We start from the raw sequence: 24,916 nt of genomic DNA on the forward strand, positions 1-24,916 counted from the left end.
AAATTTTTTTAACAAAAGAAAGATTATTGTTTGAATAAGATGATTTTAAAGTGGGATTATTTTCACATACCCCCCCCCATAAAATAAGACATTAAAACTCCTTGATTTATTAAAATTTTTTGTAATGATAAAAAATAATTATTAATATTTTTTAAATATGATAGTGCTTTTGTTAATTATTTGTGTAAATTAGGATATTTTTATTGTTGTTATTCTTAAGATAATTTAGCTTTGATTAAAAAAAGCCTCTTAAAAATAAGAGACTTTTTTCTTATTTTATAGGATGAAGTTCATTTGCATAAAAGCTTACTGAATTCATACCTTCTTTGATAGCCCATTCATAAGCTTTTACTACAAATTCCCAGTTAATGTGTGCGTAGAATTTGTCTAAATACACAGGGCGTGCATTACGGTGATCTACATAGTAAGCATGCTCCCACACATCAACTACTAAAAGTGGAACTTTACCTTCAGTGATAGGTGTAGCAGCATTGCTTGTAGCTACTAATTCTAATTTTTGATTTTGAGTGTTATAAACTAGCCAAAACCAACCAGAACCAAATACTCCTGTAGCTCCTTTGATGAATTCTTCTTTTAAATTTTCCATAGAACCAAAGTCTTTTTCAACCGCTGCTTTAAACTCATCACTTAAAGAACAGCCACAGCCACAGCATGCTTTTGGCTTAATGCAGTCAAAATAAAAGTCATGATTATACACTTGAGCAGCGTTGTTAAAAATTCCGCCATTTGAGTTTTGTATGATATAAACTAAATCTTTTCCTGCAAATTCAGTATCTTTAATAAGATTGTTTAGGTTATTTACATAAGTTTGATGGTGTTTGCCATGATGAAATGCAAAAGTTTCTGCGCTCAAAAAGTCTCCAAAAGCGTCTGCTTCGTAAGGTAGTTTTCTTAATTCAAACATATTGTTCTCCTTTTTTTAAATTTTATAGCATTCTAACATAGTTAAGTTAAAAAAGACTAAATGAGTCTTTATTTTTCAAAAAGTATTACTTTGCCTTGTTCTAAGCTTTTTGCTACATCGATAATGCGTTGGTTTTTACTACCTTTAAATTTTAAAGATAAGTCTTTTTGCTCTAAAATAAACTTCCCATCTATCAAAACATCAGCTAAGATAAGCAATTCTTTCATAGCTTGTTCTTGCAATAGCTCTTCATAAGTAAAACCTGTATATATAGTAAGATCAAGCCCTAAAGCCTTAATGTGCTTTGCTAGAATACTTAAATTTTTTGCTTGCATAAAAGGCTCCCCGCCACTAAAAGTAACACCTTGGAGCAAAGGATTTTTACAAATATCATCATACAAACTTGCTAAATCTTGCAAATATCCTTTGTTAAAATCATGTGTTTGTGGATTATGACAACCTTTGCAATGATGAGGGCAGCCTTGAGTAAAAATCACATAACGCAAACCATAGCCATCGACTATGGATTCTTTTACAACACCGGCTAATCTAAGAAAAATCGTGTTTAATTCTTGCATGAACTTCAGCTTTTTTAGCGTCATTAAAACGATCAAGCGTTCCTACTAAATAACCTGTGATTCTTCTTATGCGTTCAAATTTAATATCATCTTCTTTTCTATGGCACTTTGGACAAAACTCATCTATCACACCACTATAACCACATACCGGATCTCTATCTAGTGGGAAATTAATCGAGCCATAGCCTATATTGCTTTCTTTCATACATTTTATAATGCGTTCAAAACTTTCTAAATTCTTACTCACATCGCCGTTTAATTCTACATAAGTAATATGCCCGCCATTATTTAACTCATGATATGGGGCTTCGATTTGAATTTTTTCATATATACTAATAGGAAAATCCACAGGAATATGAAAAGAATTAGTATAAAATTCTTTATCAGTTATGCCTTTTAAAATGCCGTATTTTTTTTGATCTAGCTTTAAAAATCTTCCACTTAAGCCTTCAGCCGGGGTAGCTATGAGTGAAAAATTCAGTTTGTCTTTGAGTGCTTTTTCATCGACAAATTCACGCATAAAACGCACGATTTGCAAACCTAAGTCCCTTGCTTCTTGACTTTGTCCATGATGAGAACCTACTAAAGCTATTAAACTCTCACAAAGTCCTATATAACCTATAGCCAAAGTCCCGTGTGCTATGATTTTTTCTACGCTATCATTTTCTTTTAAAGAATCTGAATCTATCCAAATTCCCTCGCCCATTAAAAATGGGAAATTTTTAACCTTTTTTAGACTTTGAATTTTATACCTATGAAGTAATTGCTCATACACAAGCTCTAATTTTTCTTTTAAAAGTGAGTAAAAAAGCTCTAAATTTCCTTTGGCTTCTATGGCTAAACGCACAAGGTTTATACTTGTAAAGCTTAAATTTCCCCTGCCACTTGTGATTTCTTTGCTCTCATCATAAACATTTGCCATAACCCTAGTTCTACAACCCATATAAGCTACTTCACTATTATAATCATTTTTTTTATAGTATTTTGCATTAAAGCTTGCATCTAAAAAGCTAAAATTTGGAAAAAGTCTTTTAGAAGCACATTCTATAGCGAGTTTAAAAAGCTTGTAGTTTGGATCTTTTTCATTATAATTAATACCTTCTTTTACTTTAAAAATTTGCACAGGAAAAATTGGTGTTTCACCATTTCCTAAGCCTTTCATCGTGGCTTTGAGTAAATTTTCTATTACCATTTGCCCTTCAAAAGAAGTATCGGTGCCATAATTTAGCGTGCTAAAAGGCACTTGAGCTCCTGCTCTTGAGTTCATAGTATTAAGATTATGCACCAAAGCTTCCATAGCTTGAAAAGTCGCATCTTGGGTTTGCTTTAATGCTCTTTTGTAAGCATAAGCATTTGCTTGTTTTAAAAAATTCTCATCACTATTTAAATCAAGCTTTAAAAGCTCTTTAAAGCATTCTTTTTCGCTTGAAACTTGAAAATTAGCATTTTTAAAGCATTGCTCATCTAAGTTTTGCTCTAATTTTATTTCAAAAAAAGCATTTATAGCCTTTTTATACTCTTTTTGTAAAGTCTTTGCCACACCCTTTGCCATAGCAAAATCAAAATTTGGTATAGATTGACCTCCATGCATTTCATTTTGATTAGCCTGTAAAGCAATGCAAGCTAAAGAAGCATAAGATCTGATATCATTTGGCTCACGCAAACTTCCATGTCCAGTGCTAAAACCATTTTCAAAAAGCTTTAACAAGTCTATTTGACAACAAGTTTGTGTTAGCATATAAAAGTCTTTATCGTGTATATGTATATCGCCATTTTTATGTGCATTTGCGATATGTTTTGGTAAAATACACTCATCTACATAGTATTTTGCTCCTTCTGAACCATATTTTAACATCATACCCATAGCACTATCTGAGTTGATATTGGCATTTTCTCTTTTTAAATCAGCTTCTTTGGAATCTTTGAAGGTTAAATCATCATACAAATTTAGCAAATCATAGCTACCATTGCGGATTTGTGTTCTTTTTTGGCGGTATAATATATAAGATTTTGCAGTATTGATTAAAGCATTTTTTATTAAAACCTCTTCAACTTTATCTTGAATTTGTTCTACCTGTGCATGATTTTCATCAAGCAAAGCTACAACCTCATCACAAAGCCTACCTAATTCATCATTTTCTAATTTTTTATCAGTAGAGTTTATATTGGCTCTAAAAATAGCATTTTTAATTTTAAAAATATCAAATGCAACTTGACTTTTATCTCTTTTTGTAATAAATTTTATTTTCATGTAAATTTTCCTAAAAAATAATCTCTAGAAGCTAAAAAATAACGCTTTATGAAGATAAGTTTAGTACAAAAACTTGATGAAAAACTTAAAAAGACAAAAGAAAAATTCACACAAAAATTGTGTGAATTTTGTTTATTCTAACTCTATACCTTTTACTGCATAAAGTTTATCAATACCACGATTTCCAAACATTTTTTCAGTATTACAATCCTTTTGGATATTCCACTCATCTAGCTCATGATGGAAATTTTTGCAATTGTGAAAAAGATATGCCATAGTAATTACATTTTGCACATCCCAATTCACAACACTATGCTCATACGCATGACAGTTTTCAAAACAATGTGCCATTCTGGTAGTATTTGAAGTTTTCCAATGCAATAAAGAATGATTGAAATTAACACAATTAAAAAATATATAAGACATATCTTTTAAATTTTGAGTATCCCATTTTGATAAATCTTGATTAAAATTTTTGCAGTTAAAAAACATACTTGCCATATTTTCAACTTTAGAAACATTCCAGCGTGACAAATTTGCATTAAAACTTTCGCAACAATAAAACATATAAGACATATCTTTAGCATTTGATACATCCCAATGTTCAATACCTAAAAAATCCAATCTTTTAGAATAATAAAATACATAAGAAAAATCATCAATCAAAGATACTTCAATATCCCTTAGAGAAATTCTTTCATTATGCACCAAATTCATTAACTCATTTTTGCTTTTAGGTCTATACATTTTGTCCTCCTTTTTGTATATTTTAAAAAACAAGTGTGAAGTCAATGTAAAAAATTTACAAATTATTAACAATAACTTTCAATATATTAATAATAAGTATTTTAAAATAAACTTAATTTAAATAAGATAAAACAAATAAAAAATATTTAAATCGAACAATGTAACTTTTTGTAAAATATGACAATGATTATCAAAAAAAGCGGATATAAAATAGTAAGTGGTGACCCATACGAGACTCGAACTCGTGTTACCGCCGTGAAAGGGCGATGTCCTAACCGCTAGACGAATGGGCCATTTTGCAGTTTTAAGATGAAATTATAACAATTTTTACTTAATAATTATTTAAGGCATTAAAAAATACCTTAAATATCGATTTCTATCCCTACAGGAGCATGATCTGAGCCAAAAATATCATCTCTTATAAAAGCATTTTTAAGTTTATCTTTTAAGCCATTAGAAATGAAAAAATAATCAATCCTCCAGCCTACATTTCTTTCTCTTGCTTTCATTCTATAACTCCACCACGAATACTTTTCTTTAACATCGCCATTTATATGTCTAAAAGTATCTATAAAACCTAATTTTAATAAATCATCTATCCAAGCACGCTCAATCGGTAGAAAACCTGAAGTTTTTTCATTAGCTTTTGGGTGGGTTAAGTCTATCTCACGATGTGCGGTATTAACATCTCCACAGATGATAATTTCTTTACCTTCTTTTAAAAGTTTATCTAAATACATTAAAAAGTCATTATAAAATTTCATTTTAAAATTCAAACGCTCTTCATCTTTTTGACCATTTGGAAAGTAAATATTAAACAAAACTACATTTTTAAAGCTATGCTCTAAAACTCTACCCTCATCATCATCAAAAAACTCACATTTTTTTACCTCACAATCAAAATTACACAAGCTCATTACACCTGAATACCCTGCTCTTTTAGCACTATTTGAATACATATGTTTAAAAGGATACTCATAAATTCTTTTTGGAAATTTATCCTCGTGTGCTTTGATTTCTTGAAAACCTATAAAATCAATTTCTTCTTTTTCAATCCAATCAAGTGCATTTTTATCACAAATTGCCCTTAGGCCATTTACATTCCATGATAATAATTTCATAATTTAATCCTTAAACTTACAAAAAGCAAAATCATACCATAAAGATATTAAGTTAACCATTTTTATTTATAATTAAATCTTTAATTTTGAAAGGATTTCATGAAATTTTTTAATATATCGTGGCTTAAATTTATTATTTTGAGTGCTTTTTATATAACTAGTATCAATCTGAAATTGTTTTCTTATATTCACGAAAATTTACATCCTCATAATAATGATATTTCCATTATTTTATATATAATTATATATTTTGCGCTATTAGTTGGAATTTTCGCTTTATTATTTTTGCCTTATCTTAGCAAGATTTTAATGATTTTTTTAATAGGTGTGAGTTCAATTAGTAGTTATTTTATGATCAATTATGGTGTTATTATAGATCATGATATGATTAGAAATGCTATGCAAACTGATCAAAAAGAAGTACGCGATCTGATTAATTTTAATATTTTTGTTTATATATTTTTTACTTTTGTGATTCCAGCATTTTTAGTTATAAAAACTAAAATAGAATATCACAATATCAAAAAACATTTAATCATTAAATTTGGCACTTTATTTGTTGCTTTATTTGTTGCTTTTGGATTGCTTGGAATTTTTTCAAAAAGTATTGTACCATTTTTAAGAACTTATAATGAAGTAAGAGTTTACAACACTCCCTTTTATCAAATTTATTCAGCAATTAAATATATAAAATTAGAAGTTATTCCAGAAAAAGAACTTCAAAAGATAGCTTTAGATGCGAAAATGGAAAAAGACTTAAACAAAACTATGATTTTAGTCATAGGGGAAACCGCTAGAGCAAATAACTATTCTTTGGGTGGTTATACCAAAAATGATACTAATTTTTATACCAAAAACGAACCTAATTTAGTATATTTTGACAATGTAAGCTCTTGCGGGACAGCAACTGCTAGAAGTTTACCTTGTATATTTTCAAGACACAAAAGAGCTACTTTTGACAATAGTCTTTATGAAGAAAATGCTTTAGATATTTTACAAAGAGTTGGAGTTCAAAGTGTTTGGCTTGGAAATAATTCTGGAGGTTGCAAAGGAAACTGCGATCGTATAGCACATAAATTGATTTCAAAAGATTATGATGAGAGCTTACTTGAGCTTGTAAAAGAACAATTACAAAATCCATCTTCAAGTAAAATCATAGTCGTTCATTTGCAAGGTTCTCATGGACCAGCTTATTTTAAGCGCTATCCAAATGAGTTTAAAAAATTTACGCCAACTTGCGATACAAATGAATTACAACAATGCTCGCAAGAAGAATTAACTAATACCTATGACAATACTTTACTTTATACAGATTTTATCATCAAAAGTCTTATTGACTTATTAAAGCAAAGTCCTTCACAAAATGCCTCATTGTTGTATGTATCAGACCATGGAGAAAGTTTGGGAGAAAATGGAATTTACCTTCATGGAATGCCCTATTTTATAGCACCAAAAGAACAAACTCATGTTCCTATGATTCTTTGGAGCAAAGATAATAATTTAATCCAAGAATTACAAAAAAAGAAAGATTATAAATTATCTCAAGATAATATTTTTTCAAGTTTATTAGGATATTTTAATGTCCAAACTAAAGAATATGAAGAAAACTATGACTTATATAGTAAAAATTTAAAGGAAAATCCTTAATGAAGCCAAAGTATTCTTTATTTAAAAATGCAAGTTATGCCTTTAGTGGCATTAAATTCTTGCTTAAAGATGAAATGGCTTTTAGAATAGAATTTGCCATTATCTTACCTTTGATTTTTGTAAGCTTATTTTTACCTGCGAGTTTTTTAGAACATTTTGTGCTTATTTTAGTATTAGTTTTGATTTTAATTATAGAGGCATTAAATTCTGCCATAGAAGCTTGTGTGGATCTTTGTACGAGCGAATTTCACATCTTAGCTAAAAAAGCAAAAGATTGTGCGAGTGCCGGGGTGTTTTTTAGCGTTGTTTTGGCTATAATTACTTGGAGTTTTATTCTTTTTAATATGGCTAGAGAATGGATGATAAAGTAAAAACACTATGCATAAAAATCTTTGGTAAAAAACGCTTTGAAATTTTAGAATTTTTAGCCCTTCATGCTAATGAAGATGGCTTTGTCTTTGCAAATATCGAAGAACTTTCTAAAAAGTTAAACATCAGCAAACCAACCATCATTTCTACTTTTAAATTTTTAGAAGAAAAAGCTTTGCTTGAAAAGCTCAAAAACGGCTTATATAAACTCAAATAGGAGATAAAATGACGCTTAAAAACCCTTTGGATATGCATTTACATTTACGCGATGAAAGCATGCTTGAACTTGTAGCTCCATTTAGCGCAAAAGACTTTAAAGCGGGAGTTATCATGCCAAATTTAATCACTCCGCTTACTGAAATAAATACACTAAAAGCTTACAAAGAACGCATTTTAAAAGCATGTAAAAATGAAGATTTTACGCCTTTGATGACTTTATTTTTTAAAGACTATGATGAGAATTTTTTAGAAAAAGCTAAAGATGAAATTTTTGCTATCAAACTTTATCCTGCAGGCATAACTACAAATTCAGATAATGGAATTTCAAGCTTTGATATAGAAAAGTTAAAACCTACACTAAATGCTATGAGTGAGCTTGGCCTGCCTTTACTTGTACATGGAGAAACAAATGATTTTGTAATGGATAGAGAGGCAAATTTTGCTAAAATCTATGAAAAATTAACTAAAAATTTTCCAAAATTAAAAATTGTAATGGAACATATTACCACTAAGGTTTTGTGTGATTTATTAAAAGATTATGAAAATTTATACGCAACTATCACTTTACATCATTTAATGATAACCCTTGATGATGTGGTGGGTGGTAAGATGGATCCGCATTTATTTTGCAAGCCTATTGCAAAACGCTATGAAGACAAAGACGCTTTATGTGAGCTTGCTTTTAGCGGCTATGAAAAGGCTATGTTTGGAAGCGATAGCGCACCTCATCCATTGCACACTAAAGAATGCTGCGGGTGTGCAGCTGGCGTATTTAGCGCACCGGTGATTTTGCCTGTATTAGCTGAACTTTTTGAAAAACACTCAAATGAAGCAAATTTACAAAAATTTATTTCAGATAATGCTTGTAAAATCCATAATCTTAAATTTGAAAAAGATAAAATCATCACTTTAGAAAAACAAGAATGGCAAGTAGCGCAAAAATACGGCGATGTAGTGCCATTTATGGCGGGAAAAACTTTAAATTTCAAGGTTATTTAGCCTTGAAATTTAATCAATAATCAAAAGTTTTATCTTAGCTTCTATAATCTCTTCTACCTCATCTTTTACAAAGCTTTCTAACTCTTGTTTATTTGCATTAATGCCATTCATACTCAAATGCCATAAAGCATTTTCTATCGCACTATCCTTATCTCTTTTTACTACTCTAGTTTCATTAAAAATTTCATACTCATAAGGGATACTTTGTACATTTAAAAAACTTTGCAAATCCTCTTCATAAAAACCTTTAAAATGCGTGCTAAAATGCTCAAATATAGGATCTAAAAAGCTACTTTTGCGCCTACTCGCCCAGCCTAAATACACTTTTTTAGAAGCTAAGTTTAAAAAAGCTTTATAGTCTTTTTCATTTTGCAAAGCAGGAGACATACTCAAAAAGGCTAAACCAAAATTTGTGTTATTGTTTTTATAAAAATTTTCAAAGTCTAAATTTAAAGTTTTTATATTTGATATAGCATGAGTTTTTGCATCTTCTTGTAAAATTTCAAGCATAGCACTAGAGCTGTCTATACCTAAAACACTTTTTGCTTTTTGTGCTAAATGCAAAGTCCAAACACCGCTCCCACAGCCTATATCCACCACTATTTTGCCTTGTAAAGATCCAAGTTTTGCAAAAGTGGCTTTTTGAATTTCGTTTAAGTTAGAACTATATCTTGCATAGCTTTTTGCTTTTTTATTCCATAAATTCATCTTCACTCCTTATTTTTTCTAATATAGTATAATATTTTTTTGTTTTTAGAAAGGAAAATTATGCGAGTATTGTTTTTGTGTTTGATTTCATTTTTAAGTATATATGCCAAAGATTTGGTAAGTGTTAGTATAGCCCCACAAGCTTATTTTGTAAAGCAAATTGCTAAAGACACTTTGGACATCAATATAGTCATACCGCCTAATGCAAATGAGCATACTTTCGAATTTAAGCCAAGTGGTATTTTAAAGCTTGAAAAAAGTGATATTTACTTTACTGCAAATTTAGAATTTGAAAAAATTTGGATTTTAAAACTTAAAGATAATCTCAAAAATACCAAAATCATCTCTACTCAAAATAGCATTGATTTTATACCTTTGCAAGAGCATGTACACGAAGGACATCATCATCATGGAGATGACCCTCACACATGGCTTGACCCACTTTTAGCAAAAACCCATGCTAAAAATATCACCTTAGCACTTATAGAACAATACCCACAAAATAAAGCATTTTATGAACAAAATTTAGAAAATTTCTTAAAAGAAATGGATACATTAAATTTACAAATACAAGCTTTATTTAAAAACACAAACAATAAGCATTTTTTAGTTTATCATCCATCTTGGGGGTATTTTGCAAAAAGATATCATCTAAGCCAAATTCCTGTAGAAATAGAAGGGAAAGAACCTAAGCCAAAAGACTTAGCCAAACTTGCAAAACTCATACAAAAAGAGCAAATCAAAGCTATTTTCGTGCCAAAAGGAGCTGATAACAACACCATTAAAGCTATAGCGAGTAATTATAATCTTAAAATCATAGAACTTGATCATTTGCCAAATGATTATAAAAATGAGCTTTTAAAAGATGCAAAAAATATAGCAAGTGTTTTACAATGATAAAAATCAATATTAAAAATTTAAACTTTTCATATAACCAAGATGAGGTTTTAAAAAATATTAACCTAAACTATGAAAGTAAAGACTTTTTAGCCATAGTAGGACCAAATGGTGGAGGCAAATCTACACTTTTAAAACTCATACTAGGCTTGATAAATAGTCATAAAAATATAAACTTTGAAAACTTAAGTTTAAAGGATATAGGTTATGTCCCACAAAATACTTTAGCTAATCCAAACTTTCCAGTACGCGTGCTAGAAGTGGTGATGATGGGAAGGGTGGATAAAAAATTCTTTGGTTTTTATACCAAAAAAGATCAAGAACAAGCCTTACTAGCCTTAGAAAAAGTAGGTATGAGAAATTTTTGGGATAAAAAAATCAACGAATTAAGCGGAGGCCAAAGACAAAGAGTTTATATAGCAAGAGCCCTAGCAAGTGAATGCAAGCTTTTAATCCTTGATGAGCCTACTGCAAGCATAGATACTAAAGGCTCGGTACAGATTTTTGAGCTTTTGAAAAAATTACACGAAAGTGGGGTTGGTGTGATAGTAATATGCCATGATTTAAATGTAAGCTTAGCTTATGCAAATAAAATCGCGTATTTAAACAAAGAGTTATTCTTGCATGAAAATACGCCTGAAAAAAAGGCACATTTACTAGCACATTTAAGCCAAAATCACACGCATTTTTGTGATGTGGAGCTTAGCTTGGAGCGGTGTTGTTGCAAAGGAGAAAATCATGCTTGAGCTTTTATCTAGCTCTTTTATACAAAATGCTTTTTTAGCTGCATTTTTAACTAGCATTGCTTGTGGAATTATGGGGACTTTGATCATGATCAACCGCTTAAGCTCTATGGCAGGAGGCATTACGCATGGGGCTTTTGGGGGTATAGGCATAGCATTTTATTTTGGCTTGCCGGTATTAGTTAGTACGAGTTTATTTACTCTTTTTTTGGCTTTACTTGTAGCATTTTTAGTACAAAAATATCCTTTTAGAAGTGACAATATAGTCGGGGTTATATGGGCTTTTGGAATGGCTGTTGGTATCATACTCATAGACTTAACCCCTGGGTATAATGGTGATTTAATGGGGTATTTATTTGGTAGTATTTTGTCTGTGCCTACACAAGATATAGTTTTATTTGCAGTGATTGATGTGATTTTTATCATTTTAGTATTGCTTTTTTATCGTCAATTTGAAATTCTAAGCTTTGATAAAGAATTTGCAAGCTTAAGAGGGGTTAAAACTAATCTTTTTCATTATCTTTTAATCGCGATGATGGCTTTTTGTATCGTTATAAGTATCAAAGTAGTAGGACTTATACTTGTGATAGCTTTACTTAGCATACCTGCATTTATCGCAGAAAGTTTTTCTAAAAAGCTTGGTCAAATGATGATCATCTCTACGCTTTTGAGCATAAGTTTTTGCGTGATAGGGCTTTTTGTGAGTTTTTATTATAATCTTGCAAGTGGAGCTTGTATCATAGCTAGCGCTTGTATAGCTTTTGTGCTTTATCTTTGTTTTAGAGTTTTTGAAAAGAAAAGTTGAAATTTACTTTTATTTTAAAACGCTATTTTCATGCACTCTTAAAAAACTAGCAAATTTTGGCTTACCATTTTTGGTTAAGCCGTTGTATTTAAAAGTGATGATAGCACCAACTGGCGGAGGGTTTAAGCGATCGCTTTCTTTAAAACCTGAGCCTATTTTAAAACTTACTTTTTTACCCTCAATCACTGCTTCACAAAGTAAAGATCCCATTTTACCTTCAAATTTTCCCTTACCTTCAAAATGCTTTTTTACAACACATTCTGTATCATCAAAAGGTTTTAGTTTAAAAGCATTATTTGATCTTTTCTTTTCATAAGGCGCATTGTTTAATCTTATGATCACACCCTCGCCCTTATGCAAAATGATATCTTGATAAAATTGTTCTAAATGATTTTTATCTTTAATGGAAACTTGTGGAATAATTTTTATAAAATCATTTGGATTTTTAGCCAAATACTTTTTCAAAACTTCTAATCTTGCTTCTAAGGTGCAAGGATCAAGCTTAAATTCCTCACAAGCATTTGGCACATCAAAGATATTATAACTTACTTTTTGCCAAAGTTTTTCATCAGGATTTTCTTGGCGTATTAAAGATGAAATTTCTTCAAAAGAAGCTCTTTTTATCCAAAGTTCCCCATCTAATTCAAATTTAGGAAAGTTTTTTGTGAAAAATAAAGGAAGTTTTATAGTATTTCCTGCTCTTGTTTGCATAGACTTACCACTCCAAAGACCTCTTATACCATCGAGCTTTTCGCTCATGAGATAGTGACTTAAATTTACATCTTTAAATGCTTTTTCATCATAAACTTTAAAAAGCAAAATATCTTTAGCAAAAAGAGAATTTAAAAAGAAAGTAAAGAGAAAAACAAGGCTTATAAAAAGCCTTGCAGTAAGATTAAAGTGCTTTTTTAGCAGCATCTGCTATTTTAGCAAAAGCAGCTGCGTCATTCATCGCTAAATCAGCTAAGATTTTTCTATCAAGCTCAATGCCTGCTTTTTTAAGACCATTTATAAATCTTGAATAACTAATATCATTTAGTCTACAAGCTGCATTGATACGCACTATCCAAAGACGACGGAAATCGCGTTTTTTGCGGCGTCTATCACGATACGCATAAACCAAACTTCTTTCTAATTGTTCTTTAGCTTTTCTAAAGTGTTTGCGGCGACCACTATAAAAACCACGCGCAAGTTTTAAAACTTTTTTATGTCTGCGGCGTCTTACAACACCTGTTTTTACTCTTGCCATATTTATCCTTTCACAAATTGGCGTTCGTTAAACGAATCTTGCCCTTTAAAATAAGGGGAGCTTGAATGACTTTCGTCAAAAACTAAATTTAAGCGAGCTTAAATTCCTAACATTTTTTCAACCGCTTTAACATTGGTTGAGTGAACATACTTAGAAGTGCGAAGATCACGCATTCTTTTAGCAGGTTTTTTAGTCAAAATGTGGCTTCTATAAGCAGCACCTCTTTTGATTTTATTTTTACCTACTTTGAAGCGTTTAACAGCACTTTTAACGCTTTTCATTTTTGGCATGTGTATCCTTTGGATCAATTTTTTCATAAAAGAAAGCTATCATTTTACTACAACTATGCTTTAGAAAAATTAAATTCATTTCTTAAGAATTTTTCTTTAAAATTAAGTAAAATACCAAAATCAAACATTTTCAAGGAAAACCATGAACAATCTTTTAATCCTTTATAATCCTTACTATCAAGATAATGTCATCAAAGAGCATTTGCAAATTTTACATGATAAAGGCCAAGTTGCTTTTGCCAAAGTAAAATCAAAAATCAACGATCAAAACAATTCTTTTGAAAAAGACTTAGATGAAATTTATACTAGCACTAGTAAAGATAGTCCTTTGCAACTTTTTTTAAGTGATTATGCGAATTTATTTGTAGCAAAGGTCACAAAGGTAAGTAAAAGTTTAGATGATGAGAATTTATTGCCAAGTTATTATAAAGAAAAGAATTTTAACATCGAGCATTATTTCATCATAGAAGATTTAAGAGAATTAGTTCGTGAAGATTTTACAACTGTTAAAAATCACTATCTATCAAATTTTACCACGCCAAATTATAAAAACAACTCTTATGCTATTTATGGAAATTCTTATATATATCCTTTAATCATCAAGCAAAAAAACGAGATTGATTATTTTTTAGATGAAACAAAACATTATTTGGATATTTATAAAAACCAAGAATATTTGCAAATTCAAGATATTTATAAAAAATACATCTTTGGAAATGAACTTTTTCACCTTTTACACCCTGATAGCATTAGCAATATAATATACGCTGAAATGGAATTTGATAAAAACAAACAAGATCCTTTGTATGATTTTACTTCTATCATCGTTAAATACTCTAAAACCTTAGAATATGAAATTTATGATTTTTGTAAAAAAATATTTTTGCAACTTTGCCAAAAAGATGAAAGCATAAAAAACATAAGCTATAGCGTGCAACAAAATGCTTATACATTAAATGATTTTTTTAAACATAAACCAAATATAGGTACAATGAAGTTTTTACTTATCAATAAACAAATTCAAGACTTACTTGAAATAAAATGTAGAAATTTTATCATTTATGAGCTTTGCAAGCATATAAATACTTTACAAGATATAAGAAACACAGCTGTACACGAAAAAGCCTCATCGCTAGAGCAAACTAAAAAGTTAAGAAATCTCATCTTAGGCATGGATACTTTTAGCATTTTAAAAGGAATTTTAATACAAAAGCAAAGATTAGACGATAAACAGGTGTTATAACATCATAACACTTGCTTATCAAGAAGTGCTGATACCACCAACCCCACAAAACCACATGTGCATAAACTATAGATAAATACTTTCTCTTTTTCATTTTTATACATATAAATTCCCCATAAAAATAAAACTACCATTGATAAGCTTGCCAAAACACCCCCGCCTATAAACTCAACAACTCCATACACAACACAAATACCAAATATAAACATAGCAAACATAAAAAACATCAAAAACAAACTAATATGTAAAAACACCATTGCTACCATACATAAAAGCGCGAGTATTACCATTTTAAATCCTTTCTTTTTTAAAATGATACAAATTTTACATGACAAGTTGTGTCATGACACAACCTGTCATAAAGCTAAAATATAATTCCTTTTGTAAATCAAAACAAAAGGAGTTATTTATGGGAAAATTAGGTTTTATTTTAGGTGGAGTTGCTTTAGCTGCAACTGGATATGGATTAAAAAAATGGTATGACAAAACCAAAGAAGAAAATGCATACTGGACTGATGATCCAAAAGACATAGCATGTGAAATGCTTGGGCAAGCCGCTGAAAAAGTTTATAATGTAGTTGATGCGGTGGATGATAAATTTTTCAACGAACCTTTGGTTGTTTCAGATTTATTTGGCGGAAAAGAAGCCATAGAAAATAATCCCGAGCTTAAAGAAAAATACGAGCAAACATGCGCTAGCATAAAAGAGATTTTTGAAAATGCAAATCCAAACGAAACCTCAAAAACCCCACAAGAACAAATCCAAACACAACAATAAACCTCAAAACCACTAAGGTGGTTTTGAAATAAATTATCATTTTATTAAATCATAAAAATATTTATATTATTATTTTATTAAAAATAAATTCAAAGGATAAACATGTCTTATGCAAATAAAATACAAAGTATCATACAAGAATTAAACAAAGGATTATTAGAAAGAGATGAAGTAATAAAACTTGTTTTATTGGCATTTTTTTCAGGTAAATCTATATTTTTATATGGACCTCCTGGAACAGCTAAAAGTATGATAGCAAGAAGAAGTGCTTTAGCCTTTGGAGAAGATAATCATTTTTTTACTTATTTGATGAATAGATTTTCTACACCAGAAGAAGTATTTGGGCCTATAGATATTAAAGCTTTAAAAGAGAATAAATTAAAAAGAGTAACTAAAGGATATTTACCTTGTGCAAATTTTGCTTTCTTAGATGAAATTTGGAAAAGTTCTCCTGCTATATTAAATACTTTATTAACTATTATCAATGAGAAAATTTATAAAGATGGAGAGGATAATATAGAAGTTCCTTTATATGGACTTATATGTGCTTCTAATGAATTTCCTGCAACTAATCAAGGCTTAGAAGCTTTATATGATAGAATGCTTATAAGATATGAGGTATTGCCTTTAGAGCAAAGAGAGAGTTTTGAGAATTTGCTTAGAAATAAAAGCGAAAAAATAATGATCAAAAATCATTTCCAAGCAGAAGAGCTACAAAAAATTCTAATTGAGAGTGAAAATGTAGAATTTCCTGACGAAGCGATGGAAATACTTTTAAACATCAAATCAGACATAGAACTACATAATCAAAACTTAGAAGATATAGATGAGTTAATTTATATATCAGATAGAAGATATAAAAATATAGCCCAACTTCTTAAAGTATGTGCCTATCTAAACGATAGAAAGGAAATACTACCTATAGACTTAGCTTTATTAGAGCATTGTTTATGGAGTAATGAAAAAGATAAAAAAATAATCAAACAAATACTACAAGAAAATTTCACTCATGAAGTAGATGAGAAAGAATTTCTAAGAGTTAAAAACATTCTTTTAGCTTTAGAAGATGAGATTAATAAAGCTTGCTATCATAAAAATGGTAAAGCTAAAAAGATAGATCAAGCAACTAAAAATGAATTTTTATCTAAACTTCAACGCATACAAAAAGAATTTCTAAACTTAAAACAAAACTTAGAAGATGAATTTAACCAACTAAAAAATAAAAACAAAAATATCTTTTTAAGTGAGTATTCTTATAAGACTTTCTTTGCAAGTTATGATGAGTTATTTAAAGCTATTAAACAAGAATTATTAAAAACAGAGCAAATTCAGCATGATATAAATAATCTTGAGCAAAGTTCTAAAAAGATAAATACTAATAAAAACTATCCACATACCCCAACTACCAAAGAGCAGTTAAAAGATTTGGTAAGTCATTTAAGTGTAAATTTAGCTGATATTGATGTATCTAACATCACTGATATGAGCTACTTGTTTAAAAATTCTAGAAGACAAGATTTTAGCGGTATAGAAGAATGGGATGTATCTAATGTAACTAATATGTGTGATATGTTTAAAGATTGTGAAAATTTCAACCATGATATATCAAACTGGGATGTATCTAATGTAACTAATATGAGTGGCATGTTTTATGGTGCAAAAAATTTCAACCATGATATATCAAACTGGGATGTATCTAATGTAACTAATATGAGTGGCATGTTTTATGGCTGTGAAAGCTTCGATCAACCTTTAGAAAAATGGGATGTATCTAATGTGACTAATATGGGTAGTATGTTTCAAAATGCAAAAAACTTTAATCAACCTTTAGAAAACTGGAATGTTTCAAGTGTGGAAAATATGCAGGCTATGTTTATGGCTGGAGAATTTAATATTTATGGATTGCCTAGGACAACTTACAATACAGTTTATTTCAACCAACCTCTAAATACATGGGATGTTTCTAAAGTTAAAGATATGAGTTGTATGTTCTATGGAAACAAGTGTTTTAATCAACCTTTAGCTTATTGGGATGTTTCAAATGTTAAATATATGGAAAGAATGTTTGAATATAGCGCTCAAAACCCGCTACCATACTGGTATAAAGGATAAACATGTCTTATGCAAATAAAATACAAAGTATCATACAAGAATTAAACAAAGGATTATTAGAAAGAGATGAAGTAATAAAACTTGTTTTATTGGCATTTTTTTCAGGTAAATCTATATTTTTATATGGACCTCCTGGAACAGCTAAAAGTATGATAGCAAGAAGAAGTGCTTTAGCCTTTGGAGAAGATAATCATTTTTTTACTTATTTGATGAATAGATTTTCTACACCAGAAGAAGTATTTGGGCCTATAGATATTAAAGCTTTAAAAGAGAATAAATTAAAAAGAGTAACTAAAGGATATTTACCTTGTGCAAATTTTGCTTTCTTAGATGAAATTTGGAAAAGTTCTCCTGCTATATTAAATACTTTATTAACTATTATCAATGAGAAAATTTATAAAGATGGAGAGGATAATATAGAAGTTCCTTTATATGGACTTATATGTGCTTCTAATGAATTTCCTGCAACTAATCAAGGCTTAGAAGCTTTATATGATAGAATGCTTATAAGATATGAGGTATTGCCTTTAGAGCAAAGAGAGAGTTTTGAGAATTTGCTTAGAAATAAAAGCGAAAAAATAATGATCAAAAATCATTTCCAAGCAGAAGAGCTACAAAAAATTCTAATTGAGAGTGAAAATGTAGAATTTCCTGACGAAGCGATGGAAATACTTTTAAACATCAAATCAGACATAGAACTACATAATCAAAACTTAGAAGATATAGATGAGTTAATTTATATATCAGATAGAAGGTATAAAAGCGTGGCTGAATTATTAGCTGTATGTGCCTATCTAAACGATAGAAAGGAAATACTACCTATAGACTTAGCTTTATTAGAGCATTGTTTATGGAGTAATGAAAAAGATAAAAAAATAATCAAACAAATACTACAAGAAAATTTCACTCATGAAGTAGATGAGAAAGAATTTTTAAGAGTTAAAAACATTCTTTTAGCTTTAGAAGATGAGATTAATAAAGCTTGTTATAGAAAACAAATAGAAAAAGAATCCAAAGATTTTATTCTGTCCAAACTTCAACGCATACAAAAAGAATTTCTAAGTTTAAAACAAAACTTAGAAGATGAATTTAACCAACTAAAAAATAAAAACAAAAATATCTTTTTAAGTGAGTATTCTTATAAAACTTTCTTTGCAAGCTATGATGAGTTATTTAAAGCTATTAAACAAGAATTATTAAAAACAGAGCAAATTCAATACAACTTAAACGCATCAAAAGAAGTTAAAAAAATCTACAAGTATAAACCAAAAAATAAAACCGAATTAAAGCAACTTGTTAAAAACATAAACATAATATTATCTGATATTAATATATCAAACATTACCGATATGAGTGGAATTTTTAAAAACAGCAAACGACGAAATTTTAGTGGCATAGAAAAATGGGATGTTTCAAAAGTCACAAATATGAGTGGTATGTTTAGTGGTGTAGAAAGTTTTAACCACGATATATCAAACTGGAATGTATCAAAAGTCACAAATATGAGCCATATGTTTTACAAGGCGGTAAAATTTAACCAACCTTTATATAACTGGGATGTATCAAGTGTAAAAAATATGGAATATATGTTTGCAAATGCAACTCATTTTAACCAACCTTTATATAACTGGGATGTATCTAATGTTACTAATATGAGCAGGATGTTTTCTTATGCCAAATCATTCAATAGAAATTTAAATCAATGGAATGTAGCTAAACTAAAAAATAGAGCCTATATGTTTGCAGGTAGCGCCCAAAATACACTTCCACATTGGTATAAAGGATAGATAGTGAAAGATATCGTTAAAAAAATTCAAAACTTAGAAGATCCTGATGTAAAAGCCAAAGTAAAAGAGTCTTTAAGTCAAGTCCAAGAACAAATCAAAGAAATGAAAAACAATCATCCTTTTTTAGAAGAGGAAAAAAGGTTTTATGAAAGAAAAAGCATTGCAAAAGCCCATGAGCAAATTTTGCTTGAGGATTTGGATGAATTTGGCAAATTTAATCAACACAAAAACATGGATTTTGTGAAAAATAATCTAAAAAGCAAAGAAAAGTCACTAGAAGAACTTAGAGCCTATACGCTTAATATTTGGGATGAGGAATTAATCAAAAAAACCAATCACTACATAGACACTAAAAGAAGGGAAATTTTAGATGATTTTAGCAAGAGGATTGATATCTTAGTAGAGCAAGCTAGAGAGGCTAAAGAGTTAAGCGAAGAGTTAGGAGATGTTTTTGGGGATTTAAAACAAGATATTATAGATGATTTTGATATAAATGAGCTTGGAAACAAAGAATACTTTGAAAAAATCAAAAGAGCAAGCAAGGGCTATGATCTAAGCGCAGTTGATCCAAAAAAACTTGACATACAAAAAATCACTACATATTTTAAGATGATTAAAAACAATCCATCTTTAAAAGAAATTTGCAAGCTTTTAGGAAAATTAAAAGGCGTTGAAAAAGAAGAAAGAAAAATACTCGTTAAAGAAATGCGTAGCTATGAATTTTCTCAAAAAATTCCTACTAAAAACAGCAAAGAAGAAATAAGCGGAGTGATGTTGGGTAGAAATTTAGAAGAATTACTACCTCAAGAACTTGGGCTTTTAAATGATGAGGATTTAGAAAATTTATTTGTTTTAAAATACTTAGAAAATAGACTTTTTTGTTTTGAAAAGCAAGGCTATATAAGCCAAACAAAAATCTATGAAGTAGAAGAAGAAATAGAAAAAATAGAAGAAATAGAAAAACCAAAAGATGAAGGTGCGATGATAATTTGCGTAGATAGTAGTGGATCTATGAGCGGTATGCCTGAATTTATCGCTAAAGGCATTACGCTTTTTATGGCAAAAAAAGCTTTTGAAGAAAAAAGATCTTGTTATTTGATAAATTTTAGCTCTAGCATAAGCTGTATGGAAATAGGCTCTTTAAAAGGTATGAAAAATTTGTTTGAGTTTTTAAGTCTTAGCTTTAATGGAGGAACTGATGTAGGTATAGCCTTAAAAGAAGGTGTGAGAAAAATGCAAGAAGAGGATTTTAAAAAGTCTGACTTACTTGTTATATCTGATGGAGACTTTGGGGGCGTGAATAATGAAATTTTAAGACAAATACAAGAACAAAGAGAAAAAGAAAATAAATTTTATCTTTTAGATATAGATGGAAGTTCTGGAGCAAAAACCATTTTTGATAAACACTGGGAGTATAGCACCACAAACCAAAATGTGAAAATTCTTTATGAAATGAGTAAAGATTTTAGTTCAAGATGACACAAGCTGTCATTAGTTTGCATTAAAATACCAAAAAACAAGGAGAAAAAAATGTTAGAACAACAAACAAAATACATAGAATTTCTTGATGAGCTTGAGCAAAATATCAAGAAAATCAATACTTTAGATAGCGAGTCTTTTAAACTAGCTAATTTAAAAGAAGCAATAACAAATGTAGAATTATTAGTCCCTATAATAGGTGCATTTAGTGCTGGTAAATCATCGCTTTTAAATTCATTTTTAAATAAAAAATACCTAAGCGTAGATGTGACACCTGAAACAGCACTTGCAAGTGAGTTGCGTTTTAGCCAAAAAGAATACATCCAAGCAGTTAAAAACGATGGAAGTTTAGTAGAATTTCAAATTGATGATGGCTTGAAATTAAAAGAGCAAGCACATGAGTATAAATACGTAAGATATTTTATAAATCAACAAATTTTAAAGGATATAGAACCTATCATTTTAGTAGATATGCCTGGATTTGAATCCCCGATAGACTCTCATAATAAAGCTATATTAGAATACATAGAAAAAGGTGTGTTTTTTGTAGTTTTACAAAGTATTGAAAATGGAAATCTAACCAAAACCATGATCAATAGAATTGATGAAATTAGAACTTATAATAGAGACTTTGCTTTATTTTTAAGCAAAACCAATCTCATGCCAAAAGATGAAGCTTTAAAAGTAGCTGATAAATTTAAAGAGCAGCTAAAAGAATATTTTGATTTAGATAAAACTATACATATGGTAGATGATAATGGCGGAGAAAGCTTGCAAACCATCATAAAACAAATCAATCCGAATGAAATCATTAAAAACCTTTATGAGTGTATTTTAAGAGAAAAATTTAAAGATATCAAACAAACAATCAATGCAAGTATCAATGCTTTAGATAACAGCAAAGAAGAAAATTCACAGATTATAATAGAACTTCAAGAAAGCATCCAAAAACTAGAATTAGAGCATAAACAAATGCTAATTGAAGTACAAAATCGCTATGGAGAAAAAGGCGTTGATAATATCATAGAAAGCGTTGCGCGCGTTTTAAGCTCAAATGCTACCGAAATAGCTCAAACTTTTATAGACAATGGCTCCAATAGCGCCAATGCCTTAATCAATGAATTAGCTAGAACAACCTTAGCAAATTCGGTTAAACAAACTATGGAAAATATTAACAATGAGATCATCACTAGCTTAAGCGTTAAACTAGAAGGTATCAACAAAACCATGTCAGTTTTAACCGATAATCTAAACTGGACCAACGCCCTAGGTGTTGGCACGCAAATGCTTTCTAAAGTCGCCCCTGCTGCCTTACAAAGCGTAGCTACTGCCTTGATAGCAAAAGGTGGATTAGCGGCTGTTTTAGGAAAAGGACTTGGTATGGTTGTGCCAGTAGTAGGACCTATACTCTCTGTGCTTTCAAGTATATTGCCAGCCCTTTTTTCAAAAAGCGAAGAAGAGAAAAAACAAGAGCAATTAGAAAAAATCAAAAGCATGATTTTAACTCAAGCCTTACCGCAAGTTAAAGGTGAAATTCGCTCTAAACTTCCTGAAGTGTTTAATGCTCAAGTTTCGGATATGATAGAAAAAATATCAAATGATTTTAAAGAAAAAATCAATCAAAAAATCAGTGTTTTACAAAACACCCAAGCTGAACTTGATCAGAAAAAAGAAGATATAGAAAACACCATCAAAGCATATAAAGAAGTGTTAAATCACATAGATAGCTTAGCAAATAAATTTATATTTTAAGGAAAAACAATGCAAAAGCAATTAGAAAAACTAGAGCAAATTGAAAATCTAATCGTTAAATACAACGATAGATTAAAAGACAAGTCTGAAATTTTACTCAACGAGTATAGCCTAAGTACATCTAAGAAAATAAAAGATGATCTTTTGGCTATAAGTGATGAAGCAAGATTAATGAAAATAGGCATTATAGGAAGAGTAAAGGCTGGTAAGTCATCTTTAATCAATGCTTTAATTTTTGATGGTAAAAATATACTTCCAGCTGCAGCTACACCCATGACTGCAGCCTTAACTCAAATAAGATATGCACAAAAATACAAAGTAGAAATTGATTTTTTTTCTCAAGAAGATATACAAAACATCAAAAGCAAAGCAGATGAATTTCAAAAGCTACTAGACAATGAACTAGCAAAAGCTAAAGAAAGACCTCATAATCTTGGTAAAAGTGATGAAGAAATTTTAAAACCTATAAAAAATAGACTTATACAAGAGTATGAAATAGCAGGTGCAAGCCATCAGCAATACGAGATGATCAAAAAATCATCTTTTGATATCTCAAACACTTTAGAAGAAAAAAGCTTTAATGATTTAGAAGAACTTAAACAAGCTTTATATGATTATGTAGGCGAAAGTGGTAAATTTATGCCATTTACTAAAAGCGTTAATATATACTTACCTATAGAAAGTCTTGAAGGCATAAGCATAGTAGATACTCCAGGTATTAATGATCCTATTATTTCAAGAGAAGCTAGAACAAAAGAAGAGTTAGATCAATGTGATGTGGTTTTCATAGTATCACCTTCTGGGCAATTTATGTCAAAAGAAGATATAGAACTAATGGATAGAATTTCAAGCAAAAACGGCATTAGAGAAATTTATGTTGTAGGTTCAAAATGCGATATGCAACTAGGTGGAAATATAAAAGAAGAAGCAAATGGAAATTTCAATAAAGCTTTAGAAATTTTAAAAAATAAACACGCACAGCATTTAAGTAAAGTTTTATCAAGTCTTAAAGAAAGCAACCCAGAAGTAGGCGATGTTTTTGATACCTTGATAGAAAAAAGCAATGAAAAAATTTTTGTTTCATCAGGCTTAGCTTTAAGTATCATTAACAACAAAGAAAATTTAAATAGCATGGAACAACATACTTTTGAGAGATTACAAAAAAACTATGCGGATAATTTTTCAAATTTAAACGATGAGATAACCCTAGCTAGTTTAAATGAGCTTTCAAATATTAATGCTATTAAAAAAAGTTTAAATGCGGTTGCTTTAAAAAAAGAAGAAATAAAAAATCAAAAAATCAATGATTATCTAAACCAAAAAGGAAAGATAATCGAGGATTATTTGCAAAGTTTGATTTTATTTATCAAAGAAAGAAAAGAAGAAATTCAAAGCACAAAAATAGAAGATTTACAAAGTGAAAAAGAAGAAATCAACAACATAAAAGCCGATGCAAGCAGTGTATTGGATGAAACCTATGCTGATATCATCAATGAGTTTGAGACTATGATACCTGTAAAATTAAACACAGAGTTTAATATACTTTACAATCAAGCTACTTCTGATGTCAATAACGCTGAAAATACCGAAACAAGAACGGTTACAAAAACAAGAGATAAGGGAGCTGGATTATTTTGGTTGAGATCGTTATTTGGAACTCGATATGAATCCTATGAAAGCACTATTAGTGTAACCACAGTAAGAACTGGAGCTGTGAAAAATGCTTTGCAAAATTTACTTTCTAATATAGAAAATAAAATTCAGCAAGAATGCTTTAATAATATAAAATCGCTAAAAGATTCTATCAAATCAAGACTACTAAAAGAGCTAAGAAGTGTTGTAGATGATGATAGTATCAATACACGCAATTTCCGCCAAGTAATTAGCGCTATAGTTAGTTCTTTATATATGCCACAAATTAGCTTTAGTGATAAAAAGCTTCCAGAAGGTAGCGGGGTGTTGGAAGGTTCTAGTGCGCAAGATTTTATCTCTAGTGCGCAAGATTTTATACACGATTTAAAAACAGCAGTTGATGTGGATATAAAAACTTATACACGCAATCTAACCGGTGAGCTAAAAAGAATTTCATTATCGCAAAAACTTTTTCAAGAATACGATAAAAAACTTCAAGAGTTAGAAAATGACATCAACAATCAAGCTCTAGCACTAAGTGAGTTAAGTGATATAGAAAAACAACTACAAGATCTTAAGGCGTAA

General features: G+C 29.8%; 24 protein-coding genes and 1 tRNA gene. 14 read left to right on the plus strand and 11 right to left on the minus strand.

What is annotated here, in order from left to right; translation table 11 throughout:
- Positions 1–271 precede the first annotated feature (271 nt).
- The 6 genes from sodB to L8X27_RS03325 all read right to left on the minus strand — a co-directional run bounded on the left by sodB (position 272) and on the right by L8X27_RS03325 (position 5,622).
- Positions 272–925 (minus strand): superoxide dismutase [Fe], encoded by a 654-nt coding sequence (sodB, locus tag L8X27_RS03300; protein ID WP_263681036.1) that lies wholly within the window; start codon positions 923–925, stop codon positions 272–274.
- 68 nt (positions 926–993) lie between these two features.
- Positions 994–1,503, minus strand: a complete 510-nt coding sequence (nrdG, locus tag L8X27_RS03305; protein WP_263671426.1) for an anaerobic ribonucleoside-triphosphate reductase activating protein — start codon at positions 1,501–1,503, stop codon at positions 994–996.
- The gene (locus L8X27_RS03310) at positions 1,475–3,754 is read right to left on the minus strand and encodes an anaerobic ribonucleoside triphosphate reductase (RefSeq protein WP_263681038.1); all 2,280 of its coding nucleotides are present in this window, start codon (positions 3,752–3,754) and stop codon (positions 1,475–1,477) included. The genes nrdG and L8X27_RS03310 overlap by 29 nt, the downstream gene beginning before the upstream one ends.
- A gap of 132 nt (positions 3,755–3,886) precedes the next feature.
- A complete protein-coding gene (locus tag L8X27_RS03315; RefSeq protein ID WP_263681039.1) occupies positions 3,887–4,501 on the minus strand; it encodes a BspA family leucine-rich repeat surface protein in 615 nt (204 codons plus the stop codon).
- Positions 4,502–4,719: 218 nt separating this feature from the next.
- Positions 4,720–4,794, minus strand: a tRNA-Glu gene (locus L8X27_RS03320).
- A 69-nt stretch (positions 4,795–4,863) separates the two neighbouring features.
- Entirely contained in the window at positions 4,864–5,622 is a 759-nt protein-coding gene (locus tag L8X27_RS03325; RefSeq protein ID WP_133319125.1) for an exodeoxyribonuclease III, read from the minus strand.
- 99 nt (positions 5,623–5,721) lie between these two features.
- Here L8X27_RS03325 and L8X27_RS03330 point away from each other — a divergent pair, with 99 nt between their 5' ends.
- Genes L8X27_RS03330 through pyrC form a run of 4 tightly spaced genes read left to right on the plus strand, consistent with a single transcriptional unit; the run spans position 5,722 to position 8,856 of the window.
- Positions 5,722–7,269, plus strand: a complete 1,548-nt coding sequence (locus tag L8X27_RS03330; RefSeq protein WP_263671424.1) for a phosphoethanolamine transferase — start codon at positions 5,722–5,724, stop codon at positions 7,267–7,269.
- On the plus strand, positions 7,269–7,640 hold the full coding sequence (locus L8X27_RS03335; RefSeq protein WP_263662705.1) for a diacylglycerol kinase: 372 nt from the start codon (positions 7,269–7,271) through the stop codon (positions 7,638–7,640). The genes L8X27_RS03330 and L8X27_RS03335 overlap by 1 nt, the downstream gene beginning before the upstream one ends.
- Positions 7,625–7,855 carry a helix-turn-helix domain-containing protein gene (locus L8X27_RS03340; protein ID WP_012660796.1) on the plus strand — a complete coding sequence of 77 codons (231 nt, stop codon included), beginning with the start codon at positions 7,625–7,627 and terminating at the stop codon, positions 7,853–7,855. The genes L8X27_RS03335 and L8X27_RS03340 overlap by 16 nt, the downstream gene beginning before the upstream one ends.
- Before the next feature lie 8 nt (positions 7,856–7,863).
- Positions 7,864–8,856: a dihydroorotase gene (gene pyrC / locus L8X27_RS03345; RefSeq protein ID WP_263671423.1), complete on the plus strand. Its 993-nt coding sequence runs from the start codon at positions 7,864–7,866 to the stop codon at positions 8,854–8,856.
- A 9-nt stretch (positions 8,857–8,865) separates the two neighbouring features.
- On the opposite strand, the gene L8X27_RS03350 is transcribed toward pyrC, so the two are convergent.
- Positions 8,866–9,564 carry a class I SAM-dependent methyltransferase gene (locus L8X27_RS03350; RefSeq protein ID WP_133319121.1) on the minus strand — a complete coding sequence of 233 codons (699 nt, stop codon included), beginning with the start codon at positions 9,562–9,564 and terminating at the stop codon, positions 8,866–8,868.
- 60 nt (positions 9,565–9,624) lie between these two features.
- Between L8X27_RS03350 and L8X27_RS03355 the strand changes: the two genes are divergently transcribed.
- Genes L8X27_RS03355 through L8X27_RS03365 form a run of 3 tightly spaced genes read left to right on the plus strand, consistent with a single transcriptional unit; the run spans position 9,625 to position 12,009 of the window.
- Positions 9,625–10,461 (plus strand): metal ABC transporter solute-binding protein, Zn/Mn family, encoded by an 837-nt coding sequence (locus tag L8X27_RS03355; RefSeq protein ID WP_263671422.1) that lies wholly within the window; start codon positions 9,625–9,627, stop codon positions 10,459–10,461.
- On the plus strand, positions 10,458–11,207 hold the full coding sequence (locus tag L8X27_RS03360; protein ID WP_133319119.1) for a metal ABC transporter ATP-binding protein: 750 nt from the start codon (positions 10,458–10,460) through the stop codon (positions 11,205–11,207). The genes L8X27_RS03355 and L8X27_RS03360 overlap by 4 nt, the downstream gene beginning before the upstream one ends.
- The gene (locus L8X27_RS03365) at positions 11,200–12,009 is read left to right on the plus strand and encodes a metal ABC transporter permease (RefSeq protein ID WP_263671421.1); all 810 of its coding nucleotides are present in this window, start codon (positions 11,200–11,202) and stop codon (positions 12,007–12,009) included. Before L8X27_RS03360 ends, L8X27_RS03365 begins: the two co-directional genes overlap by 8 nt.
- Before the next feature lie 9 nt (positions 12,010–12,018).
- Here L8X27_RS03365 and L8X27_RS03370 read toward each other — a convergent pair whose 3' ends face one another.
- From L8X27_RS03370 to rpmI, 3 genes are all read right to left on the minus strand, one after another.
- The gene (locus tag L8X27_RS03370; RefSeq protein WP_263681041.1) at positions 12,019–12,927 is read right to left on the minus strand and encodes a DNA ligase; all 909 of its coding nucleotides are present in this window, start codon (positions 12,925–12,927) and stop codon (positions 12,019–12,021) included.
- Entirely contained in the window at positions 12,905–13,258 is a 354-nt protein-coding gene (rplT, locus tag L8X27_RS03375) for a 50S ribosomal protein L20 (RefSeq protein WP_039617097.1), read from the minus strand. The genes L8X27_RS03370 and rplT overlap by 23 nt, the downstream gene beginning before the upstream one ends.
- A gap of 98 nt (positions 13,259–13,356) precedes the next feature.
- Positions 13,357–13,548: a 50S ribosomal protein L35 gene (rpmI, locus tag L8X27_RS03380; protein WP_039617094.1), complete on the minus strand. Its 192-nt coding sequence runs from the start codon at positions 13,546–13,548 to the stop codon at positions 13,357–13,359.
- Positions 13,549–13,690: 142 nt separating this feature from the next.
- Between rpmI and L8X27_RS03385 the strand changes: the two genes are divergently transcribed.
- On the plus strand, positions 13,691–14,791 hold the full coding sequence (locus tag L8X27_RS03385) for an HP0729 family protein (RefSeq protein ID WP_263681043.1): 1,101 nt from the start codon (positions 13,691–13,693) through the stop codon (positions 14,789–14,791).
- A 2-nt stretch (positions 14,792–14,793) separates the two neighbouring features.
- Here L8X27_RS03385 and L8X27_RS03390 read toward each other — a convergent pair whose 3' ends face one another.
- Positions 14,794–15,081 (minus strand): hypothetical protein, encoded by a 288-nt coding sequence (locus L8X27_RS03390; RefSeq protein WP_263671418.1) that lies wholly within the window; start codon positions 15,079–15,081, stop codon positions 14,794–14,796.
- 119 nt (positions 15,082–15,200) lie between these two features.
- Between L8X27_RS03390 and L8X27_RS03395 the strand changes: the two genes are divergently transcribed.
- The 6 genes from L8X27_RS03395 to L8X27_RS03420 all read left to right on the plus strand — a co-directional run bounded on the left by L8X27_RS03395 (position 15,201) and on the right by L8X27_RS03420 (position 24,916).
- The gene (locus tag L8X27_RS03395) at positions 15,201–15,569 is read left to right on the plus strand and encodes a hypothetical protein (protein ID WP_257938893.1); all 369 of its coding nucleotides are present in this window, start codon (positions 15,201–15,203) and stop codon (positions 15,567–15,569) included.
- 102 nt (positions 15,570–15,671) lie between these two features.
- Positions 15,672–17,681 (plus strand): BspA family leucine-rich repeat surface protein, encoded by a 2,010-nt coding sequence (locus L8X27_RS03400; RefSeq protein ID WP_263681044.1) that lies wholly within the window; start codon positions 15,672–15,674, stop codon positions 17,679–17,681.
- Positions 17,682–17,683: 2 nt separating this feature from the next.
- Positions 17,684–19,468: a BspA family leucine-rich repeat surface protein gene (locus L8X27_RS03405; RefSeq protein ID WP_263681045.1), complete on the plus strand. Its 1,785-nt coding sequence runs from the start codon at positions 17,684–17,686 to the stop codon at positions 19,466–19,468.
- 3 nt (positions 19,469–19,471) lie between these two features.
- The gene (locus L8X27_RS03410) at positions 19,472–20,947 is read left to right on the plus strand and encodes a hypothetical protein (protein ID WP_263681047.1); all 1,476 of its coding nucleotides are present in this window, start codon (positions 19,472–19,474) and stop codon (positions 20,945–20,947) included.
- Positions 20,948–20,998: 51 nt separating this feature from the next.
- Positions 20,999–22,699, plus strand: a complete 1,701-nt coding sequence (locus tag L8X27_RS03415; protein WP_195678030.1) for a dynamin family protein — start codon at positions 20,999–21,001, stop codon at positions 22,697–22,699.
- 9 nt (positions 22,700–22,708) lie between these two features.
- Positions 22,709–24,916 carry a dynamin family protein gene (locus tag L8X27_RS03420; RefSeq protein ID WP_263681049.1) on the plus strand — a complete coding sequence of 736 codons (2,208 nt, stop codon included), beginning with the start codon at positions 22,709–22,711 and terminating at the stop codon, positions 24,914–24,916.

The organism is Campylobacter sp. CNRCH_2015_1657 (genome assembly GCF_025772685.1).
Classification (GTDB): domain Bacteria; phylum Campylobacterota; class Campylobacteria; order Campylobacterales; family Campylobacteraceae; genus Campylobacter_D; species Campylobacter_D lari_D.

Coding starts and splice junctions, on each gene's coding strand:
- sodB (WP_263681036.1), bottom strand. CDS start 925: ATGTTTGAATTAAGAAAACTACCTTACGAAGCAGACGCTTTTGGAGAC.
- nrdG (WP_263671426.1), bottom strand. CDS start 1,503: ATGCAAGAATTAAACACGATTTTTCTTAGATTAGCCGGTGTTGTAAAA.
- L8X27_RS03310 (WP_263681038.1), bottom strand. CDS start 3,754: ATGAAAATAAAATTTATTACAAAAAGAGATAAAAGTCAAGTTGCATTT.
- L8X27_RS03315 (WP_263681039.1), bottom strand. CDS start 4,501: ATGTATAGACCTAAAAGCAAAAATGAGTTAATGAATTTGGTGCATAAT.
- L8X27_RS03325 (WP_133319125.1), bottom strand. CDS start 5,622: ATGAAATTATTATCATGGAATGTAAATGGCCTAAGGGCAATTTGTGAT.
- L8X27_RS03330 (WP_263671424.1), top strand. CDS start 5,722: ATGAAATTTTTTAATATATCGTGGCTTAAATTTATTATTTTGAGTGCT.
- L8X27_RS03335 (WP_263662705.1), top strand. CDS start 7,269: ATGAAGCCAAAGTATTCTTTATTTAAAAATGCAAGTTATGCCTTTAGT.
- L8X27_RS03340 (WP_012660796.1), top strand. CDS start 7,625: ATGGATGATAAAGTAAAAACACTATGCATAAAAATCTTTGGTAAAAAA.
- pyrC (WP_263671423.1), top strand. CDS start 7,864: ATGACGCTTAAAAACCCTTTGGATATGCATTTACATTTACGCGATGAA.
- L8X27_RS03350 (WP_133319121.1), bottom strand. CDS start 9,564: ATGAATTTATGGAATAAAAAAGCAAAAAGCTATGCAAGATATAGTTCT.
- L8X27_RS03355 (WP_263671422.1), top strand. CDS start 9,625: ATGCGAGTATTGTTTTTGTGTTTGATTTCATTTTTAAGTATATATGCC.
- L8X27_RS03360 (WP_133319119.1), top strand. CDS start 10,458: ATGATAAAAATCAATATTAAAAATTTAAACTTTTCATATAACCAAGAT.
- L8X27_RS03365 (WP_263671421.1), top strand. CDS start 11,200: ATGCTTGAGCTTTTATCTAGCTCTTTTATACAAAATGCTTTTTTAGCT.
- L8X27_RS03370 (WP_263681041.1), bottom strand. CDS start 12,927: ATGCTGCTAAAAAAGCACTTTAATCTTACTGCAAGGCTTTTTATAAGC.
- rplT (WP_039617097.1), bottom strand. CDS start 13,258: ATGGCAAGAGTAAAAACAGGTGTTGTAAGACGCCGCAGACATAAAAAA.
- rpmI (WP_039617094.1), bottom strand. CDS start 13,548: ATGCCAAAAATGAAAAGCGTTAAAAGTGCTGTTAAACGCTTCAAAGTA.
- L8X27_RS03385 (WP_263681043.1), top strand. CDS start 13,691: ATGAACAATCTTTTAATCCTTTATAATCCTTACTATCAAGATAATGTC.
- L8X27_RS03390 (WP_263671418.1), bottom strand. CDS start 15,081: ATGGTAATACTCGCGCTTTTATGTATGGTAGCAATGGTGTTTTTACAT.
- L8X27_RS03395 (WP_257938893.1), top strand. CDS start 15,201: ATGGGAAAATTAGGTTTTATTTTAGGTGGAGTTGCTTTAGCTGCAACT.
- L8X27_RS03400 (WP_263681044.1), top strand. CDS start 15,672: ATGTCTTATGCAAATAAAATACAAAGTATCATACAAGAATTAAACAAA.
- L8X27_RS03405 (WP_263681045.1), top strand. CDS start 17,684: ATGTCTTATGCAAATAAAATACAAAGTATCATACAAGAATTAAACAAA.
- L8X27_RS03415 (WP_195678030.1), top strand. CDS start 20,999: ATGTTAGAACAACAAACAAAATACATAGAATTTCTTGATGAGCTTGAG.
- L8X27_RS03420 (WP_263681049.1), top strand. CDS start 22,709: ATGCAAAAGCAATTAGAAAAACTAGAGCAAATTGAAAATCTAATCGTT.